The 20,291-nt window shown below is 35.8% G+C and carries 16 protein-coding genes and 1 pseudogene; 1 reads left to right on the forward strand and 16 read right to left on the reverse strand.

Going from position 1 to position 20,291, the window contains the following annotated elements; genetic code table 11:
- Positions 1–236: 236 nt before the first annotated feature.
- The 14 genes and pseudogenes from DW721_RS09240 to DW721_RS09300 form a co-directional block, all read right to left on the reverse strand.
- The gene (locus tag DW721_RS09240) at positions 237–1,421 is read right to left on the reverse strand and encodes a helix-turn-helix domain-containing protein (RefSeq protein ID WP_055944952.1); all 1,185 of its coding nucleotides are present in this window, start codon (positions 1,419–1,421) and stop codon (positions 237–239) included.
- 75 nt (positions 1,422–1,496) lie between these two features.
- Positions 1,497–1,853 (reverse strand): P-II family nitrogen regulator, encoded by a 357-nt coding sequence (locus tag DW721_RS09245; protein ID WP_022013083.1) that lies wholly within the window; start codon positions 1,851–1,853, stop codon positions 1,497–1,499.
- A gap of 85 nt (positions 1,854–1,938) precedes the next feature.
- Positions 1,939–3,180, reverse strand: coding sequence for an ammonium transporter (locus DW721_RS09250; protein WP_118745573.1), 1,242 nt, complete (start codon positions 3,178–3,180; stop codon positions 1,939–1,941).
- 452 nt (positions 3,181–3,632) lie between these two features.
- The gene (locus tag DW721_RS09255) at positions 3,633–6,593 is read right to left on the reverse strand and encodes an HsdR family type I site-specific deoxyribonuclease (RefSeq protein WP_118745574.1); all 2,961 of its coding nucleotides are present in this window, start codon (positions 6,591–6,593) and stop codon (positions 3,633–3,635) included.
- Between the two features lie 66 nt (positions 6,594–6,659).
- Positions 6,660–7,613, reverse strand: a complete 954-nt coding sequence (locus DW721_RS09260) for a hypothetical protein (RefSeq protein ID WP_118745575.1) — start codon at positions 7,611–7,613, stop codon at positions 6,660–6,662.
- A gap of 8 nt (positions 7,614–7,621) precedes the next feature.
- On the reverse strand, positions 7,622–7,849 hold the full coding sequence (locus tag DW721_RS15910) for a hypothetical protein (protein WP_147355397.1): 228 nt from the start codon (positions 7,847–7,849) through the stop codon (positions 7,622–7,624).
- Between the two features lie 90 nt (positions 7,850–7,939).
- Positions 7,940–8,491 (reverse strand): annotated as a pseudogene (locus tag DW721_RS09265) (restriction endonuclease subunit S); the annotation flags it as partial.
- A gap of 31 nt (positions 8,492–8,522) precedes the next feature.
- Positions 8,523–10,214, reverse strand: a complete 1,692-nt coding sequence (locus DW721_RS09270; RefSeq protein WP_118745577.1) for an AAA family ATPase — start codon at positions 10,212–10,214, stop codon at positions 8,523–8,525.
- Between the two features lie 69 nt (positions 10,215–10,283).
- Positions 10,284–10,757, reverse strand: a complete 474-nt coding sequence (locus tag DW721_RS09275) for an NADAR family protein (protein WP_118745578.1) — start codon at positions 10,755–10,757, stop codon at positions 10,284–10,286.
- A 63-nt stretch (positions 10,758–10,820) separates the two neighbouring features.
- On the reverse strand, positions 10,821–12,044 hold the full coding sequence (locus tag DW721_RS09280; RefSeq protein ID WP_118745579.1) for a restriction endonuclease subunit S: 1,224 nt from the start codon (positions 12,042–12,044) through the stop codon (positions 10,821–10,823).
- A 2-nt stretch (positions 12,045–12,046) separates the two neighbouring features.
- Positions 12,047–13,648 carry a type I restriction-modification system subunit M gene (locus DW721_RS09285; RefSeq protein ID WP_118745580.1) on the reverse strand — a complete coding sequence of 534 codons (1,602 nt, stop codon included), beginning with the start codon at positions 13,646–13,648 and terminating at the stop codon, positions 12,047–12,049.
- 146 nt (positions 13,649–13,794) lie between these two features.
- Positions 13,795–14,742 carry a cysteine-rich small domain-containing protein gene (locus tag DW721_RS16685; RefSeq protein ID WP_118745581.1) on the reverse strand — a complete coding sequence of 316 codons (948 nt, stop codon included), beginning with the start codon at positions 14,740–14,742 and terminating at the stop codon, positions 13,795–13,797.
- 27 nt (positions 14,743–14,769) lie between these two features.
- Entirely contained in the window at positions 14,770–16,143 is a 1,374-nt protein-coding gene (locus DW721_RS09295; RefSeq protein ID WP_118745582.1) for an NAD(P)/FAD-dependent oxidoreductase, read from the reverse strand.
- Positions 16,144–16,333: 190 nt separating this feature from the next.
- Positions 16,334–17,920, reverse strand: a complete 1,587-nt coding sequence (locus DW721_RS09300; RefSeq protein WP_118745583.1) for an SPOCS domain-containing protein — start codon at positions 17,918–17,920, stop codon at positions 16,334–16,336.
- Between the two features lie 493 nt (positions 17,921–18,413).
- Between DW721_RS09300 and DW721_RS09305 the strand changes: the two genes are divergently transcribed.
- Positions 18,414–18,872 carry a GNAT family N-acetyltransferase gene (locus DW721_RS09305; protein ID WP_022013653.1) on the forward strand — a complete coding sequence of 153 codons (459 nt, stop codon included), beginning with the start codon at positions 18,414–18,416 and terminating at the stop codon, positions 18,870–18,872.
- On the opposite strand, the gene DW721_RS09310 is transcribed toward DW721_RS09305, so the two are convergent.
- Both DW721_RS09310 and DW721_RS09315 read right to left on the reverse strand, forming a co-directional pair.
- Positions 18,869–19,054 carry a DUF4250 domain-containing protein gene (locus DW721_RS09310; protein WP_118745584.1) on the reverse strand — a complete coding sequence of 62 codons (186 nt, stop codon included), beginning with the start codon at positions 19,052–19,054 and terminating at the stop codon, positions 18,869–18,871. The genes DW721_RS09305 and DW721_RS09310 overlap by 4 nt on opposite strands.
- Before the next feature lie 144 nt (positions 19,055–19,198).
- On the reverse strand, positions 19,199–20,263 hold the full coding sequence (locus tag DW721_RS09315; protein ID WP_118745585.1) for an undecaprenyldiphospho-muramoylpentapeptide beta-N-acetylglucosaminyltransferase: 1,065 nt from the start codon (positions 20,261–20,263) through the stop codon (positions 19,199–19,201).
- Between the last annotated feature and the right edge of the window lie 28 nt (positions 20,264–20,291).

Raw genomic sequence — 20,291 nt, forward strand, 5'->3', positions numbered from 1 at the left:
TTGTGAACAACGGCCTTAAATCTGCATTTTCTGCCGTTAATCAGTTAATACTAAAAAAGGGAAACAACATAGAAAATTTATTTTCTATCCTGTTCCCCTTTGAACAAGACCCAGTATAGCAATGTAATATATTATTTCATATGTGCACCATGCACAAATGATAGTGCATTATTTTGTGCACACAATACATACCATTTAATAAAGAAAACTATTGCCATATTGATATTTCTTATCATTTACTCCGACTGTCGCAGATACTTTCTTATTTTAAAAGCAAATCTGAGATTAAACCTTGTTCCGGCACTGTTTAAGTCTATTCCAAGTATCTCCTCAACCCTTATTATCCTGTAGCGTATGGTATTTCTGTGCATATAAAGATATTCCGCTGTCTCCCCGATATTGCATCCGAAATCAAGATATGTTTCAAGAGTATCAATATAATCGCTGTTATTCTCTTTATCATATGATATAAGCTCGCCAAGTCTTTGCATCATAAAATCTTCAAGTTCAACATCATTACCAAGTTCAAAGAAAAAACGGTATATACCTATCTCCTCAAAATACCTCGCCGAATGACAAATATTATATCCTCTCAAAAGACGCATTGCTTTCTTTGCTTCGTCAACGCACTCTTTCATTCTCTCAGGTTTATAGAAAATACTGCTCACACCTGCACTGACTGTATTGCCGTTAAGTTTATCCCCCATATCATGCTGCACGGCAGATAAAAAACGATTGACAATGTCTTTCACCGGCTCTTTCTGTGACAGTTCAAGCACAACAACAACACCGTCCTCATCAGGATAGACAACACTAAATAATGTCAATGAAAGATTTATTGGCATCACTAATGCAAGTTCCTCTATCATCTTCCCGTCAAAATCTGTTTTATCAAAACTGAAAAAAATTGCGATATGCTGCTTTTCATTTTTATAATTAAAATTGGCAAGTCTCAAAATTGCGTGCTGCTCATCACCATACAAAAGTTCTTTCATAAAAAGATTGCTCTCATCCTGCCTGTTCCTGTCCTCAAAAAGAGAATAATAAAGCTGCGGAACCGCCTGTGTAACCGCTGTCTCATACGGTATGATTATCAATGGAATACCCTTTTTTGCGGCATACAAAACAATATCTTCCGTTATTTCAGCCATCTCCGTATGTTTCTCAATAATCAGCCCTGCCGCCTGTTTATCCGTAAGACAGTCTATATATTTTTTGAGATTATCATCAAATTCTTTATTGTTTTTATCTCCAAAAGCCGTATCACACACAAAAAAGGCACCGCCCCTTTCTGCCTTTTCAGGAATATTGCTGCCATCTGACACATAAACAGCTTTCACCTGATGTTCTCCTCTTGTATCCCCCACCAGAACTGTTGCACCTTCAAATGGTTCAAGTCTCATTATTTCCTGAAAAAGCATGGCAATGCCTCCCTAAACTTTTAAAAATTTCAGGTTACTTACTCATATCTATCTAATATAACCATCATTTAAAACTTACTCTGTTGCCTGAATAGCATCGTAACCTGTTTCTTTTGTCCTTATCTTCTGTGCTGTTCTTATCTCATAACTGAAAATCTTTCCGTCACCTGTCTCGCCGGTAAATGCTGCCTCCTGAATGGCATTTATCGTCTTTTCCTCCCATTCCTCGGAGGAAACAACAATCTCAAACTTAATCTTAGGCTGCATCTGCATATCTACCTGCATACCTCTTACGATTTCCTTATAACCTCGCTGAATACCGCAGCCCATAACCTGCGAAACAGTCATTCCGTTTACACCTATCGCATTTAATGCCGCTTTTACATCTTCAAACTTTTCTTCTCTTATAAAAGCATCTATCTTAATCATCATACAATATTACCTCTTTTCTGCACACTGTTTTTATGCATATCAATTCCGCACATAAACTAATCCATATTTCCTGCACACTGTTTTCCTACTGGTCAAGTCCGTTGAAACTTGGATATGCACTCTCACCGTGCTGTGAAATATCAAGTCCAAGCTGTTCCTCACGCTTATCTACACGAAGCGTAGTAAACAATCTCACGATTGCAACACATATCAAAGTTCCTACAACTGCAACTGCCGCTGTTACAAGAATACCAACTATCTGTGCAGCAAACAAGTGATAATCACCAAATATAAGTCCATCCCATTTTGCCGTACTGTTTATTGATTTCTGTGTAAATATACCTGTTGCGATTCCGCCCCAGATACCACCGATACCGTGGCAGCCAAAAGCATCGAGTGCATCGTCTATCTTAAGTTTCTTCTTGATAAGAGAAACTCCAAAGTAACATATCGGACTAACAAGAGCACCGATAATAAATGATGCCCATATCGGAACAAAACCTGCCCCCGGTGTGATTGCCACAAGACCAACAACAAGACCCGTTGAAGCACCTACAAGTGTTGTCTTTTTACTGATAAGAGTATCTATAAGCATCCACGAAAGAAGTGCTGAAGCTGCCGAAATTCCTGATGTCATAAAAGCATGGGCTGCAAGACCATCTGCTTTAAGTGAACTTCCCGCATTAAAACCAAACCAGCCAAACCAGAGAAGTGATGCTCCAAGCACAACAAACGGTATATTGTGAATACGGTATGTCGTAACTTCATAACCGCGTCTTTTTCCCAAAATGATGGCTAATACAAGGGCACTGACACCTGAACTTATATGAACCACATCTCCTCCTGCAAAATCAACGGAACCTATTGCTGCAAGCAGTCCGCCCTCGCCCCATACCATATGAGCCATCGGATAATATACAATAACAGACCATATTGCAACAAATAAAAACAATGCCTTAAACTTCATCCTTCCTACAAGAGAGCCTGTTATAAGTGCAGGTGTTATCATTGCAAACATCATCTGAAATGCACAGAACACAAGATGCGGTATCGTATCCGCATATGGTCCCGGTTTCATACCAACATTATTCAATCCTATCCATCTTAAATCCCCTATGATTCCCCCATGATTGCCGCCAAAGGCAAGAGAATAACCAAACAACGCCCACATAACAACTGAAAGTCCCATAATAGAGACACAAGCCATCATTGTATTACATACATTTTTTCTTCTTACAAGTCCCCCATAGAAAAATGCAAGTCCCGGCGTCATAAAAAACACAAACGCCGTACTTATAAGCATAAACGCTGTATCACCTGAATTCATAAATAATTACCTCTCTTTCATATTTTTAATTCCCAAATTTTTTAAGATAAAATTTCAAAAAACAACAATGTTTCTAAAACCACCGTCATTACCGCCGGCAAAATATAATGACCGCTAAAAGTTTTTTAGAAAACAAAAAGATGCCTAGAGCTTTTTCAAGCTTTAGACATCTTCGTCATGGTTTGTATGATAGCACAATCGTTTATGGATTGCAACCATTTTTTTACAGAAATATCCCAAAATTGTGATGACATATATTATACCAACACTGATCTTCATATTATTCAGGAACTTGAAAACAAAGATATTGACCTTATTATGAGGTCTTTATCAGGATTAAACTAGATAATTTTAATGTACACGCTGTAATCGACCTAAATAAACCTACTTGCATTATAAAAATGGCATCACACTACATTACGAGCATTTTTATTTCTGAACTAAGACTAAACTTATTTAAGCAATGGAAAGATTTTATCCATCAAATCGTCACTAAACTCTTTAATCATCGTCTTATTAAACTTAAACTTTGGCGATATTGGATTTTCAACCGTATCCCTGTATTCTGCATACTGTGCATTTTCTTTTAAAACGCTTTCATTTTCGGGCTTTCCGTTTTTATAATGGTATGCCCCAAATTTTACATCTTCCCTGTTCAAAAACCATTTATTTGTAAAATTATCAATTTCTTTATCAATAATATCTGAACGCATCTTATTGAAAATAACAGACACATCCTGTCCCAGATATTTTTCCCTGTCATTTTCAATATCAGTGATAAGCATATGCAGCATTTCACCAACTTTTTGGTTATCCTTAGAAAATTCGTCAACCATCTCTCTAATCTCACTTATTTTGGCTTGAAAATCTGACTGCGTAAAACCATCTTTATTTTGATTTATCGACTCTAAAACCCCCTGTAATAATTCCATGATATAATCGAAATCAATACGAAGTTTATTGTATGCTATCAGATCATAATCATCTAATACCAATACCACATCTTCAACATCTATTTCGTCGTCATCAGGTTTTCTAAGTTCTTCCATCACATTTTTATACATTGCTGCATAATCTTCATATTCATCTTCCGAAAATTCAAAATCTGACAACATTTTATCATCATATGAAGAAAACGCTTTCAGATGAGCAAAATCATGATCCAGGTCACGGAACAGTTTGACAAATGATTTTTTCTGCTTTTTAGATAATAAAGCTATATCCTCAGGCTTTCTTGCAAGACCATGAATAGCCCTTATCGAAATTGAAAATGACTTTTTAACATCCTCAAAATCCTCAGCAAGAGTCTCTCCGTCACCTCCAAGAGAATACATCCTCAATGCACAGTCAATCGCCTCTTTAAATTCATCCGGTGACTGAAATGTAACAACCTGTCCATATTGTTTTGTATCATCAAAAAGTCTGTTTGTTCTTGAGAAAGCCTGTATTATCTCCTGAGGTTTCATAGGCTGCCTGTCAATAAAAATTGTTGACAGACACGGTGCATCAAATCCTGTAAGAAGCCTGTTTACAACTATGACTATATCGAGCTGCTGACTTCTCTCTAAATACCTCTTTTCCTTTCTCGCAAGACGGTCATTAAGATTTGCATTATATGCACTGATGCCCTCTACCTTATAACTTGTTCCAAACATTTGATTATAATCATCAAGTGATTTTTGCATCTTATCCTGATTTACTTTTGATGCTTCTTCATTTTCCGACACAGAATATGTAATTGCAAACTTAGGGAAATCAGGCAATGCCTTTTTTACTTTTTCACATATTTTTAATTCGTCATTTTCCTGTTTGATTTCATTAATCAGGTCATAATACTTTTGAGCTATAGCAATAGATTTTACTGTCAATATTGCCTCATAACTTCTGCCTTTTCCTTTTTCCATGCCAAACTTTGTGTATGATTGATTCAATATAACATCAAGCACACTTCTCATATGTTTTTTATCTTCATACACGGATTCATCAGTATCTTTATCCTTATGTCCAAGCGTTTCAACCATAAAGCCAAGTACAGCTTCATCATGTATAGCCTCTTTAATCGTATAACTGTGAAGAAGTTTTCCATATAACTCTTCTGTAGTCTGCGGAAGATCCCCTTTTCTTTCATAACCGTTCTCTTTAAAAATCGGAGTTCCCGTAAAACCATACCACAGTGAATTTACAAAAAATCGTTCTAAAATCCTTTTAGTTTCAGGTGTAACTGCACGGTGACATTCATCAACCACAAAGGCAACCTTTAATTTTTTTATCCTCTCATACTCTTTTGTTCCCTCTTTCAAACGCTTATTAACCATAGTCTGCATCTTCTGCCTTGTAGTAACTATCATCTGACGGTTTCCGTCTGACAATTTCTTTATAAGTGTATCTACATACTCTGTGTCATCAACATCAATCGTGTCATTATCCGCATAAGACTGAAAAGCCATCTTTGTCTGCATATCAAGGTCTTTTCTGTCAATAAGAAATATTGTTTTTTCAATCGAAGGAATATCCATCAAAAGATTTCTAGTCGCTTTATATGAAGTCATGGTCTTTCCCGAACCTGTAGTATGCCATATAAAACCTGAAATCCCTTTCTTTGAGGCATTACGCATAGCCCTTATTGCATGAATCTGATAAGGTCTGAGTATAAGAAGTTTCTGTTTATCATTATCAAGCACCGTATATTTTGTCACCATCTCATGTGCTTCCGGTATTTTTAATACTGAATTTGCAAAATCAAGATACTCACACACAGGCACATTATTTTCATCAATCCATCCTGTTATAAACTTTTTATTTAACTCGGTATCTCTTGCCGCTGAAAAATATTTAGTATCTACTCCGTTGCTGACAACAAACATCTGGATATTAGAATAAATCCCATGAAACTTACCCTCACTGATATACTTTTTAATCTGACGGAACCCATCCATATAAGAATGATTTTTATTTTTTAATTCAATATGAATCATAGGGATTCCATTTATAAGCAAAGTCACATCAAATCTTCTGTCTCTGGTTTCTTCGTCATCCGCTCCAAATGCCTGATATTGATTTATCACCTCATACACACTTGTTCCACCGGCAACATGTTCATTGTTCATAACGAGCAGATGCAATACATCATTACCACGCTGAACATGAACATAAACCTTTCCATTCTCACCCACAAGCCATTTTGCAGCATCATAAAAGGAGGCATGAGAAAGATCATTTTTTATCTTCGCAAACTCAGAATCACTAAGCGGTTCATCATTTAATTTAGCCTTATTATTCTGTTCTAATATATATTTGAAATTGTCCCATAACTGTTCTTCCGTTCTTATATCCGGTCTGTATGTCCACTGGGACTCTCCCGTACAAAGCTGCTCGATCAATCGTTTTTCTATAACCGCCTCTAATTCCGCCATAACTTCTTCCTCTCATATTTCAACTTTAACCTATCCAAAAATCTTATTTTACACCTCATATATATATTACACTGTCTGCATCAACTCTTTCTCGATTTCTTTTATATCTTCCTGTGTCAGACTCGTAAAAAACTCTGGTATATCCTCTATTGATAACTTCCCTGCTTTTATCATCTTTATTGCATTTTCTTTTGCTTCTTTTGTTGCTTTTTTTGTTGCCTCTTGTGCTGCTTTTTTTGCTGCTTCTTCTGCTGCATGATATTTTTCATACTCTATATACTCACGCAATATTTCTTTCTCATCATACATAGCCAACATAATAGACACAACCTCCTTTTCCCTGCTTTGCAAATATTCTCTTAATACATTTTTATCCTTGCAAATGCGAATTGTCTCCATGATTGTTTCTCTTGTTCTTCCATACTGTTTCATCTGCTCATTATAAACTTTTGTAAATGTCACATACTGGCTTATAATGTCATCTTCATCCGTTCCATATAATACCTTAACTTTTGCATCAATAAATCCGGTATGTCCTCCGAAAAACGCATCGGATAAGCTGATATATTCAGGATGTTCTTTTCTGTCTCCTGTATAAATCACATATAATTCAGGCTTTGGCATCTTTATTTTTCGGCTTGCATAAAGATTTTGCTTTGTTCTTTTAAAATAATCCTGATATGTTGTCATTAAGTATATCAAACTTCTTATCACGATATTTTCTGTCCATGTTGATTGTGCTTCCACTAATATAACAAGCCGGTCTCCTACCAGAAATCCCAAATCATTGTAAATATCATCCGTTAATATATTATGAATTGTTATATCCTTTAATTCAGCTTCAGTTACATCTTTATCCTCCGGATGTATTGTCTTATATAATTGTATAAGATACTTTTTGTCCTGAAACAAATTTGTAAAGACACTATCTTTAATCGTATATTTTGCTATATCCGTTTCGTTTAATCTATCCATTATCGTATTTTCATTCTCCAAAACATCACCTCTCCTTAACTTCATCCCACTCTCTACACTGTTTGCATCAACTCTTTCTTGATTTCTTTTATATCCTCTGGTGTCAGACTTGTAAAAAACTGCGGTATATCCTCTATTGATAACTTTCCTGCTTTTATCATTTTTATTGCATTTTCTTTTGCTTCTTTTGTTGCTTTTTTTGCTGCTTCTTTTGCTGCATGATATTTTTCATACTCTATATACTCACGCAATATTTCTTTCTCATCATACATAGCTAACATAATAGATACAACCTTTACAAATAAAATTTATTGTCTGTTACTCTTATATTTATTATAACAAATATAAATTTTTCTTCAATAAGATACCAATCATTTTAATTTTCTTGTGCATTTATAATACTTTTTACAACTTTTACACTTACACTGATGAAGAGTGATGAGGCGGTCTATGAACTGAAAAAAGTTGCCAATTTTGCCCTGCTCTTCATTATTTGGAAATGGAATTTCCAAATTACTTACTTGCTTCAAAGATAGATTTGGCTGTGCCCCTATTGTAGGATTTTGCTTTATAAAATCCTCTACTGTTCTTCCCTTTAAAACAATTGTAATATAATCAATTACACCTTCATTTAACCTTATTATTGCTAATGCTTGATTAGTATTAGCTGGCAAAACACTTGATTTTACTTTACTTACACGTCCTAATGTTCCCGCAATAGAAAATAAAATATCATCTTCTTTCAACTGTGAACGTTTTAGATATCCTTCATGCTCCTCTGCAGTAATTTTGGTAGTATTCTCTATTTCTCCATTATCTGGATTAATATTTTCAACTTTAATAAAATTTATCTCACCTAACCCTGATTTATCTTTTGGAGTTGTCCCTTTTGTTATCAAAGATGTCACCTCCCCCAGCTTACGCTGTTCCCAAGTTAAAGTATCTCATCCTTATTTAACCCCTGCACCCTATCAGAACCTTTTTGCCCTTAAATGCGAAACCATACTTTTTAATATTATCTATTGGTATTCCTTTTGCACTCAGATTTGTCTCATACTGCTTTTCTTCAATCTGTATAAGAGCATTTTCTACAGTTTCTTCCAGAGAGTCTTCCTTTCTTGGATTATAGACTTTAAACTCTAAAATAAAAGCCTCTTTACTCCTATCTTTTGGCTCTATCATTACATCATACCGCCCAAAACCACTCTCACGATTTGAAGTCACAATATAATCCTCTGCCAAATCAACAAGCAACCCCAATACAAACCCATGGTAAAATCTCTCCGGCTGTAATTTTGAAGGTTTTGTTCCAACATCAAAATTGCTGAATATTTCCTCAGAAATCACATTCATATACTCATTCATTGCTTCAACATCATTAATTAACAATGCTTTTACAAACGCATTATAGTTTCCTGCTGACTTTTTGAACCAACCTCTCACCATATCATAAAACATATCCAAGACTTCCATATTTGTCAGTGAAAGTTCATACAGTTGTCTCTTTCCAACTACTTTTTTTTCAATAGAAACTACTTTCAAATAACCACTTGCTAGCAAAAGACTCCAAACTGCTTCCGAATCATCATCCAGTTGATTATATACTATCTGCTCATCAATAGGACACAATATATTTTTGCCTTTTAACAATTCTTCAAAAACGGATTTTAAATCTGCATCTCCTTCTCTTACAAGTTTACTTACCAATCCATTACTACTGGTATTTGCCCAATATGTATCTATCTTTCCTTTATCCAGAAAGTTTAAAATAGACCACGGATTATAAATATCTGTTATTTTTCCAAACACAAACCCATCATACCATTTTTTAATTTCTTCTTTTTTATCCCCATATCCAAATTTCTCAAGCGAATTAAATACTTCTTCCTCAGTAAAACCAAAAGCCGTCATATATTTGTTTGATGTTGTTGTAACCACCTCAAGATTGTTTAAATCAGAAAAAACCGACTCCTTACTCACTCTTGTTATTCCTGTCATTATCGCTCTTTCAAGATATGGATTAGTTTTAAATGTAGAATTAAACAGACTTCTTGTAAATGAAGCCAACTCATCCCAAAATCCATTTACATATGCCTCCTGCATAGGCGTATCATATTCATCAAGAAGAATTATTACTTTTTTACCATAATAACGATACAAGTAGTCTGATAACTGATACAAAGACAAAGAAGCATCACTGTCATCCATATTTTCCGAGACCCGCCTAAAATATCTTTTATCCGCCTCGCCCAGCAAACCGGTAAACAAAAGAAATGAATATTCTTCATAAAGTTTTGTAATTAGTTGACATATTTTCTTTCTTGTCATCGGAAAATTTTTTTCTTTTATATTCGCAAATGACAGACTAATCACAGGATATGTTCCCTGCAACTGCCTGTACTCTTTTTCCTCCCATATTGAAAGTCCCTCAAACAAATCTTCTCTATCTTTATAATCTACCGAAAAAAACTGTTTAAGCATACTCATATTAAGAGTTTTCCCAAATCGTCTCGGACGGGCAATAAGCGTTGCCTTATCTTTGCTCTCCCACCATTCACGAATAAAATATGTCTTATCTATATAAAAACATTTACCATCCCTGATTTCATCAAATTCCTGTATTCCTATTCCAATTTTTTCAGTCATAAAAATGCTCCTCTCCGTGAAAACATTTATCCTCTAATATAAATTAAGAGTTTCCTGTTTTTCATTCTACTAAACTTTCTCCCTAACCTGCATCAGTGCATATCCTAGCAGATTTTGACCTCTCCACTCGTCAATGTTTAATCTTTTTGGATCGCTCATAGACAATCCTATACCCCATATTTTATCTCTCACGGCACATTCCGCCAGCATTGCATCACCTGTGTTTTTTAACATCTTTTTAAGTGAATAATTCTGAGAAAATTTTGCCAAAAGTCCCTCGTACACAATAATCTGTCTCTTTCCATTCCAAATATTATCATTATAATTTGAAATCTGCCGTCCTAATCTTTTAATTTCTGCAACATCATTTATTGAAAGAATTTCTTCTGCTATTTTTTTGTCAGAAAAGCAAACAGCTTTTTTATACATCATGTACTGCTCCATCGATGAAAATTCAATTTCATCAATAGAAAAATCTGAATGAAACCAATTACTTAAATAACCATTTTCCTCATCAGGATTGTGAAAACAAATTATCTCCATGATTTTACCTCACTTTCTGTATTACAATTCAAAATAATGCACTAATTACTTCCGTTACTTTTATCACTCTCCTTTTGCAAACATATTTTGTAACATATATTTTTTCACATTTTTTAATTCTTCGCACTTTCGTTGATGAAGAGTGATGAGGTGGTCGAGGGTATTGATAAACACCGATATTTTTCTTTGTTCCTGAATTTGCGATGGCATCTCAATATTAACATCTTTAAAAAAAGCTTCTACATCCACATTTAATAGACCATGATTTCTTGCTCCCTCAGCACATATTGCAGACACATCATGATACCAACTTAATGTGTCAAAAAAACACTCCAAATAGTCTGAATCAACTTCATCCGTTTCAATAGAAAAACAAATATACAATGTCGATAAACAGCCCTGTTCATAAGCATTTAACCGCTTAATCGAACCGTAATCAAATCCTTTAGAATAACTTTTATTATATGCAAATTCACCTTTTTTCAAAAGGTAATAATTACTCATATCTTTGGCTGCAATAACTTTATTAAAAAAGTCTCTCTGGTCAATCAAGCCATATTGTGATGCTATTGTAAGTGGCAAATCAGATTCATTATTCTTGTTTTTTCTGGTTACTCTTACACATACCTCCCCCAGCTTACGCTGTTCCCAATCGTTCGTAAATCCATTAAATCTGATTTCCGGATTTTTCTCTCCTTTTTTCGGAAACATTTTTTGAAGCATAATTTTTTTTACTTTTTTCACCTCGTCACACTTTCGCTGATGAAGAGTGATAAGGTGGTCGAGGGTGGAGAAATAGGCTCCGATTTTTGTCTGTTCTCTGTATGATGGATATCTCTCTTCAAACTGCATCACATCATTAACTGACAAATTTGTTTGCTTATTTCCATCATCGAATTTCAGGAAATATTTATTTCTATTCATCAAAATGTGTAAGAAATATGAATCTGTATGTTCATTAGGCGTGATACCTGCTATACGTTGATTTAACGTGTATTTTCCACTTTCATCAACCAAAAAAGTTCTTGCAATAGCTCTTCCATTTGGCACATCACTTAATACAAATGCAATTTCTCCTTCATACAACGGTTCTATCTGTTCAGCTGAAAACTTTCTTACTTCTCCGTCTGTAGAAACAAATTTTGAATTTACAACAACATATTTTCCAGTTTCTGAAATATTATTTTCATGTGCTTTTCCATTTCTATATTCAGCCACTTCCCCCAACTTACGCTGTTCCCAATCGTCCTCAAACCCTGCGAACCTAATATTCGGTTTTTTCGCCATAATCACACCTCCCTAAGCACTTTGATAAGCTCGTTCACTGCATTTTTTGTTTCCTCATTGCCAAAAGTAAGCTCTTTCATCATTCCAAGCAATGAATCCGTGCTTTCTTTTATACCTTTATCTGTTTCTGCCATATCTTTTGTCAACGCATTAAGGTCTATCTCAGGTTCTTCCTCTGTTGTATCTACATATCTCGGTATATTAAGATTAAAATCATTTGATTTAATATCTTCATAAGATGCAAGATATGCCTTTTTTTCAACTGTTTTCCTGTCCTTATAAAGTTTCAGAACACTTTCTATATGTTCATCTTTCATTTCATTCTGTTTTTTCTCTTTTTCATAAAATTCAGTACCCGATGCATCTATAAACAATACATCTCTGCCCTCACGGTGCTTTTTTAATACAACGATACAAGTCGGTATTGATGTATTGTAAAACATATTTGCAGGCAATCCTATTACAGCATATATTGAACCATTTTCCAAAAGTGTCTGCCTTATCGTTCCCTCTGCTGACCCACGGAACAATACTCCATGCGGCAACACGATTGCCATAGTTCCCGTCTGCTTCAAATGATAAAATCCATGCAATAAAAAGGCATAGTCAGCTTTAGATTTTGGTGCAAGTTTTCCACCATAGTCCATAAATCTTTCATCCTGCTTAAATCCCTCAGCAGCAGACCATTTTGCTGAATACGGCGGATTCATTGTTACTACATCAAACTCTGTTTCTTCGTCTGTCGGCCAGTCGGCATCCAATGTGTCACCATTTCTTAAATGCTGATTTTCAGGTAAAACCCCATGCAGAAACATATTCATTCTAGCCAGATTATATGTAGACGGCATAAGTTCCTGTCCGTAATATCTTATATAATCAGGTTCTTTTGAATAGTTTTTACAACTAAGCATAAGTGAGCCTGAACCCATACACGGGTCATATACCTGCAATCCCCTTTTTTCTTCAAGACCGTCCATTGCAATCTGGCAAAGCAACTGTGCCGGACCATGCGGCGTATAAAATTCTCCTGCTTTTTTTCCTGTTTCAGATGCAAACTGTCCGATAAGATATTCATAGGCATTACCAAGTACATCTCCTTTTGCATGAATCAGGTCGGCACCCTCAAGCACCTTGATAACCTCAGCTATCGTTGCACTTTGTTTCTGGTCTCCTGTTCCAAGACGATTTGAATACAGGTCAACATCCGCAAATAACCCATTAAACAGTTGGTCTGACTCCTGAATCCTGTTAAATGCCGCTTGGAGTTTTTCTCGATTAAATGAATTATTTTTTGCACTCTTAAGCATACTTACATATGTCATATCCGAATCTAAAGTATAATGAAGTGACTCTTTTAATTCTTCAAGCAAATCTTTTGCATCCTCACTCTCCATCACTTCTTCATAACACTCTTGTGCTTCTTCAAGGCTGTCCGGTTTCTCATCGTTCATCAAATCATATGCCTTTGACAAATACGAATCTGATAAATATTTATAAAAAACCAGACCAAGAAGATATGTTTTATACTCATTTGCATCCATCTTCCCTCTGAGTACATCTGCCCCACTCCATAATACCTGTAATAAATCCTTTCCCTCTGTCATCTTTTGAACCTCCATCTTATATAAATGTAAAATAATGCAATCCATGGCATTAGTTGGGGGCAAAATACCTTTTGATCCCAACATCATTAAAATTATACCATAAATTTGCATTGTAAATAACTTATTCTGCCAAAAACAACTTTCTCCTATCTTCCCCTGCATACCGCACATCCACCTTTGTTTCCCACGCAAAATGCACAATCCTTTATCCTCTCCCCATACTCTTTCTTCGTCACAAGATAAATCCCAACACAACTTTTTGCCGGGTGCATATTTCCGCTTTTATCAACTGACACACCCACTTTCTCTGCCCCCGTTATTTTCACAAGTTTTGGCACCGCTGATATATCCATCCCATAAAATCCCGGTCCAAATGAATCCGTCACATATTTTTTATGCCTTACGCTGTGCTTCCTTTCTATATAACTTCTAATCCAGTCTCTCAACACATCTGTTGCCGCTATCATCAGACATTCGACATAATATTTTTCAAGAAGTGAACTTTCTTCCAACACTTTTTCATCAATATCCTTTATTCCAAATGCGTACAGATAAGCACTGTCTATGTCGCCGTACGCCACATTCATTTTTTCCAGTGCGTTACATTCTATTGTCTGCTCTCCAAATACAAATCCGGCGGTTGTCACCACACTTTCGTCAATCTGTTTAAGAATGACTTTTACTTTTTTCTCACTGAAAAATTTATCATATGCTGCATTTATTATCTCCTTATGCTGTCTTTTCATCTCCGCATCCATTGACTCAAATCCACATGAATGTTCTATTTCCGTCTCCATATCCACAATCAGCTCACTTATATCCACTTCAAGAATTTCATCTTTTGACATAAGGCACTTAAGCACCTCTTCATAATTTGCCGCCCTGTGTGGAAAAGTACATTTTGAACAGTCTTTTATTTTTTCTCCATTTGCCGTCACAAAGTAAACAGGATTTCCGGGACACTTTTCTTTAAGATATAAAGGACAATAGCAGAAAAGGCAATTAAAGTCCTTTTCTGCTATCTCATCTGATACTTTGTGGCATGGAAAATACTCGCATTTCTTATTTGAAAAAAATGAATAATTTTCTGCCATCTTTATTCCTCATTTCATTTTTATTGCTTATTTATTTGCTCTTGCAATCGCTCTTGCTACATGAACTCCACTTGCCGATGCGTGTGACAATGAATGTGTTACACCGCTGCAGTCACCGATAACATAAAGTCCTTTAAGCGGAGTTTCAAGGTTTTCATCTATCTCAACTTCCATGTTATAGAACTTGACTTCAACACCATAAAGAAGCGTATCGTCATTTGCTGTTCCCGGTGCTATCTTATCGAGTGCATATATCATTTCTATAATACCGTCAAGTATTCTCTTTGGCATTACAAGGCTTAAATCACCCGGAGTTGCCGAAAGCGTAGGTGTCACAAATCCCTCAGCTATACGAGTTGCATTGCTTCGTCTTCCTCTTATAAGGTCACCAAATCTCTGCACTAAGACACCGCCGCCCAGCATATTTGAAAGTTTTGCTATGCTCTCTCCATATCCGTTGCTGTCTCTGAACGGCTCTGAAAAATGTTTTGCAACGAGAAGTGCAAAGTTTGTATTTTCAGTGTGTTTGCTTGGGTCTTCATAACTGTGACCGTTTACCGTAACTATTCCGTTTGTGTTTTCATTTACTACAACACCATGCGGATTCATGCAGAATGTACGGACAAGATCCTCAAATTTCGCTGTTCTGTAAACTATCTTGCTCTCATAAAGTTCATCCGTGAGATGTGAAAATACTTCTGCCGGAAGTTCAACTCTGACACCAATATCAACACGGTTTGACTTTGTCGGAATATCAAGCTCTGAACAGACTTTTTCCATCCATTTACTTCCGCTTCTTCCCGCTGATATGATACATTTATCACACTGATAATCACCTTTTGCCGTCTTTATAAGATAACCGTCACCATTCTGTAAAACACTGTCTACAGGCGTGTCAAAATAGAAATCTACTTTGTCTTTAAGTTCTGCATAAAGATTTTCGAGAACAACATAATTCTTATCTGTTCCAAGATGACGGACAGACGCATCAAGAAGATGAAGACCGTTCTGAACACATAGTTTCTTTATCTCTGTATTGGCTGTCGAATAAAGTTTTGTACCCTCACCGCCATATTTAAGATTTAACTCATCTACATAATACATAAGGTCGAGCGCCTTATTTTTTCCTATATATTCATATAAAGTACCGCCAAACTGATTTGTTATATTATATTTACCGTCTGAAAAAGCACCCGCCCCGCCAAAACCGTTCATTATAGAGCAGCTTTTACAATTTATACAGCTTTTTATCTTATCGCCGTCAATAGGGCAGACTCTCTTTTCAAGTGAATGACCTGTCTCAAATACGGCAGCCTTAATCTCAGGATTTTTCTTAACCAATTCATATGATGCAAAAATACCTCCGGGGCCTGCACCGACTATAATAATGTCATATCTCATACGCATAAATCCTCCTTTCAGGACACAAGAGTTACTTAGCCATTAACAAATCCTGACATTCCGTATCAGACCTGTAAATGAAAAATAACTACAAAAATACAGAAGCAGGGCTAAATCCATTTCAAAACTTAACTCGCTTCTGCATTTATTTTACACTATATACATTATTTATGCAATTAAATATGTCAAATTATATGCCCTCAACCATTTTTAAAAGGAGCAGTTTTTCCCCTTTATGGACTATGTCACCACTTAAATCATTTAGCTGGCTGATACTCTCAACGGTCGTGCGGTATTTTTTCGCAATATCCCACACCGGTGTATCTTTTATCGCATAATAACCTACTATTCCGGGCAGTTTATGAAGCCGCTCAAAATCAAGTGGTTCAATATTTACATCAAAAATATAATTCTCCTCAAAATTTGAAAAAGCAATGGCACATAATGTTATATTTGCCTTGACCTCAATTTCCGAACTGTCAAGCATCATAACATTTATGTTGTTTATCTCAAATTGCAATTCATAGTAACATTCAGGACTAAGGCCATCAATCTCGATAACATGACGAAACGGCATTACCACCTTTTCGATAGATAAAGGATTAGAATCATTTTCCGTCATATACAAAACATCAAGCTGCATCACGCCGTCAAGCTGTATCCCGTCTTTTACAACCTGCTGTTCATCAATCGTTATCTTTCCCGTTGTATTGCATATTTGAAGTATTTTATCCTGATTGTCTATATTAAATTGCTCAGAAAGTCTCAAAACACTCTGATTTTTCATAATAAGCCTGTTTAGTGACATAGTCTTTCTTACCGGCTCAAGCTCCATTGCCGTTGAATAAGCATCGTCAAGTATCTGAGTTTCTTTATTCTCATAAAACTTCATTTGCAATTTCAGTGTCAGCTCAAAACTTATTATCCTGTTTTCACCATCCTCATCAGGCTTTCCTGAAAGCTCCCTGCTGCCGACACTCACATCAATATCAGGAATCATATCCTCATTGCAGTTATTACAGTTTATAATCTCGTCAAAAGCCGCTTCTGTCTCAAAATATTCAAGGCTCCGCTCCTCATTTTCAGGAGTATATAAAACAAAAATATTCAAATCCCCCATAAGTCTTACACCATCCTCGACAACTTTAGTCTGGATGTTAAGAGGTCTTATATTATAATACAATATTGAATCAATATTCGGTTTTGCTTTCGGCAGATTTATCTCCTCGTAAATACGATGTATATCATTTTTGCTGATAACAAGATGTGTATATGCTACATTCTTTAACTTTGAATATAATCCCTCCGACTCCGTCATTGCTATATCCTCAGAGTCCGAAAGTGATGACACTGCCTCATAATTATCGCTCACCGGCTTGCAGCAATGTATCCCTATAATGGCATTTATGCTCAGTTTTCTTGAATTTATAAGGTTTGCCTGACAGTCATCAATCTCAAAATGACAGTCAATATCATCTCCCTCCGAAACCTCATCAAGCCCTACCGACTCATCAAAATTTATACTTCCGGAAAGATTATGTACTGGAACAATATCGTCACTGCTCGTATATAAAATAAAATAATCAAGGGTTCCTTTTATGCCTGCCCTGCCGTCAAGTGCCACAACCGAATTAGATAAAATATTTCCCTCTATTTTAATTATCTTATCTATATCGGGTTTGCTGTCAGGAACATTCATATCATTTTCCAATGTAATCTGTGTATCACTGTGACAAACTATCTGATTTGAAGTTATCTGTGCGGTTTTAAGTTCCATAGAAATCTCCTTAAATTTATTTAATTGCCATAGATGATTGCGAAACTAATTATATGTTGTGTTAACTGTGAGATTATGATAGTTTCGCAAATGTCTAATTTTATTGTCAGGGTAAAAATTGCCCCGCTGATATATAATTCATATGCAATAATATTTTATTCAACTGCATCTAAAAATATTACATCTTAGCAACTGTTCAGGCATAAAAAGAGTATCGGCATATAACGAGCTTGTTCATTGTTTGCCAAATTTTCTTTTTATGACAGAATATCAAATAAGACTAACCCAAAATATTATACTTGTGGTAAAATATATTAAGAAACAAAAAGACTGCTTTTTAAACATACGATGCTGTAAGTAACAGTCGGAAATGTCTGTAATATTGATTTGCAAATACAAACATAAAATCAAATACAATGAAAGTCTATAAAATTGATGTTTAAAAAGAGCAGCCAAATATTTATATATAAACAAAAAAAGGATAACAAACATTATGAACAAAGAAACTAAGATAACATATGTAAACAATATAAGCGTTGAAGATTATAATGCACTCAGAAAATCAGTAAACTGGATAAATGTAACTGAAAAAAGGGCAGCAATTGCCCTTAAAAACTCATTTTATCTCTGCGTAGCAGTCTGTGACAATAAACCTGTCGGTATGGCACGCATCGTAAGTGACGGCGGCTATACATATTTCATAACAGATGTAATCGTACACCCGGACTATCAGGGACATCACATAGGTACGGAACTTATACGCCGTGAACTTGACTACATACAAAAAGATGTAGTGGCAGGGGAAACCGTAATGGTAAGCCTTATGGCAGCCTACCATCGTGAAAGTTTCTATGAAAAATTCGGTTTCCACACAAGACCATTCGGAAATCACGGTCCCGGAATGTCAATGTGGGTGTCACGCGATGTAACCGGAAACCCCATGACTTTCTAAACAAACTTGTTCATGCTGCCATCATACTTATAATCGATGGCAGCAAGTTTATTTTCAAGTTCTTCCCTGTCAATGTCAAGTGATTTGCACATTTCTTCAATGTCAGGGTAAAAATCCCTAAGCTGCGTATTCACATAACTAAGCAGCATCACCGGGTCTTTTGGTATCGAATCATTGCTCATTTCAATCCTCCATTCTAAACCGTCCTTTTGCATGGCAGTGCCACTCAAAGTCAATAATATTCGCAAAATACTCTACTTACTAGTAACAGTTCAGTCTTGCATTTCTTACTTTGTACCGCTATTCCATTTTCAGCCAAACAATGATTACTTAGCAGCACTGTTTATAAGACCAACTATCTTTTCTATTGAATTGTTAAGCTGGCTCTTGTTCATTGCAGCTATATACTTTTCTTTATTGTCAAATGCCTCATTTACGGCGGCAAGAAGTTTTTCATTGGTAACTTCCTCCTCCTGAATAACTATACTGTAACCAAGTTTTTCAAATGATGCCGCATTTAATATCTGGTCACCGCGGCTTGCCTGTGCAGACAATGGTATGAGTATATTAGGCTTTTTAAGTGCAAGTATCTCACATATGGCATTTGCCCCGGCTCTTGAAATCATTATATCAGAAGCCGCCATAAGGTCAGGAAGTTCCTCACTTATGTACTCATACTGCACATAACCTTTTGTACCTACAAGTGAGTCATCTTTCTTTCCTTTTCCGCAAAGATGTATTACCTGAAATTTCTTCAAAAGTTCCGTAAGTATCCCTCTTACCGCATTGTTTACGGCAACTGCTCCAAGACTTCCTCCTATTATAAGAATAACCGGTTTTGAATTATCAAATCCACAAAATTTAAGTCCTTTTTCTTTATCTCCCTTAAAAAGTTCTTCCCTTATAGGCGAACCCGTAAGTACAGCTTTTTCCGCTGGAAGATGCTTTAGTGTCTCAGGAAAATTTGTGCATACTCTCACTGCACATGGAATACATATCTTATTTGCTAGTCCCGGTGTCATATCTGACTCATGTATGATACATGGAATTTTTCTTGATTTTGCCGCAACAACAACGGGAACTGATACAAATCCTCCCTTTGAAAATACAACATCAGGCTTAATCTTTTTAAGAAGTTTCCTCGCCTGTGCAAATCCTTTTAATACCTTAAATGGGTCGCTGATATTCTTAAGATCAATATATCTGCGAAGTTTTCCGCTTGAAATCCCATAATAAGGTATTCCCAGTTTTTCTATAAGTTTCTTCTCAATTCCCTCATAAGAACCGATATAATAAATCTCATATCCCGCTTTTTTAAGCTCCGGTATAAGTGCGATATTAGGTGTGACATGACCGGCTGTTCCACCACCGGTTAAAACTATTTTCTTCATTAGGAAATATCTCCTTTCAGATCTATTT

It is taken from the genome of Clostridium sp. AM27-31LB, from assembly GCF_003480745.1.
Taxonomy (GTDB): Bacteria; Bacillota; Clostridia; order Lachnospirales; family Lachnospiraceae; genus Butyribacter; species Butyribacter intestini.

Coding starts and splice junctions, on each gene's coding strand:
- DW721_RS09240 (WP_055944952.1), bottom strand. CDS start 1,421: ATGCTTTTTCAGGAAATAATGAGACTTGAACCATTTGAAGGTGCAACA.
- DW721_RS09245 (WP_022013083.1), bottom strand. CDS start 1,853: ATGATGATTAAGATAGATGCTTTTATAAGAGAAGAAAAGTTTGAAGAT.
- DW721_RS09250 (WP_118745573.1), bottom strand. CDS start 3,180: ATGAATTCAGGTGATACAGCGTTTATGCTTATAAGTACGGCGTTTGTG.
- DW721_RS09255 (WP_118745574.1), bottom strand. CDS start 6,593: ATGGCGGAATTAGAGGCGGTTATAGAAAAACGATTGATCGAGCAGCTT.
- DW721_RS09260 (WP_118745575.1), bottom strand. CDS start 7,613: ATGAAGTTAAGGAGAGGTGATGTTTTGGAGAATGAAAATACGATAATG.
- DW721_RS15910 (WP_147355397.1), bottom strand. CDS start 7,849: ATGTTAGCTATGTATGATGAGAAAGAAATATTGCGTGAGTATATAGAG.
- DW721_RS09270 (WP_118745577.1), bottom strand. CDS start 10,214: ATGACTGAAAAAATTGGAATAGGAATACAGGAATTTGATGAAATCAGG.
- DW721_RS09275 (WP_118745578.1), bottom strand. CDS start 10,757: ATGGAGATAATTTGTTTTCACAATCCTGATGAGGAAAATGGTTATTTA.
- DW721_RS09280 (WP_118745579.1), bottom strand. CDS start 12,044: ATGGCGAAAAAACCGAATATTAGGTTCGCAGGGTTTGAGGACGATTGG.
- DW721_RS09285 (WP_118745580.1), bottom strand. CDS start 13,648: ATGACAGAGGGAAAGGATTTATTACAGGTATTATGGAGTGGGGCAGAT.
- DW721_RS16685 (WP_118745581.1), bottom strand. CDS start 14,742: ATGGCAGAAAATTATTCATTTTTTTCAAATAAGAAATGCGAGTATTTT.
- DW721_RS09295 (WP_118745582.1), bottom strand. CDS start 16,143: ATGAGATATGACATTATTATAGTCGGTGCAGGCCCCGGAGGTATTTTT.
- DW721_RS09300 (WP_118745583.1), bottom strand. CDS start 17,920: ATGGAACTTAAAACCGCACAGATAACTTCAAATCAGATAGTTTGTCAC.
- DW721_RS09305 (WP_022013653.1), top strand. CDS start 18,414: ATGAACAAAGAAACTAAGATAACATATGTAAACAATATAAGCGTTGAA.
- DW721_RS09310 (WP_118745584.1), bottom strand. CDS start 19,054: ATGAGCAATGATTCGATACCAAAAGACCCGGTGATGCTGCTTAGTTAT.
- DW721_RS09315 (WP_118745585.1), bottom strand. CDS start 20,263: ATGAAGAAAATAGTTTTAACCGGTGGTGGAACAGCCGGTCATGTCACA.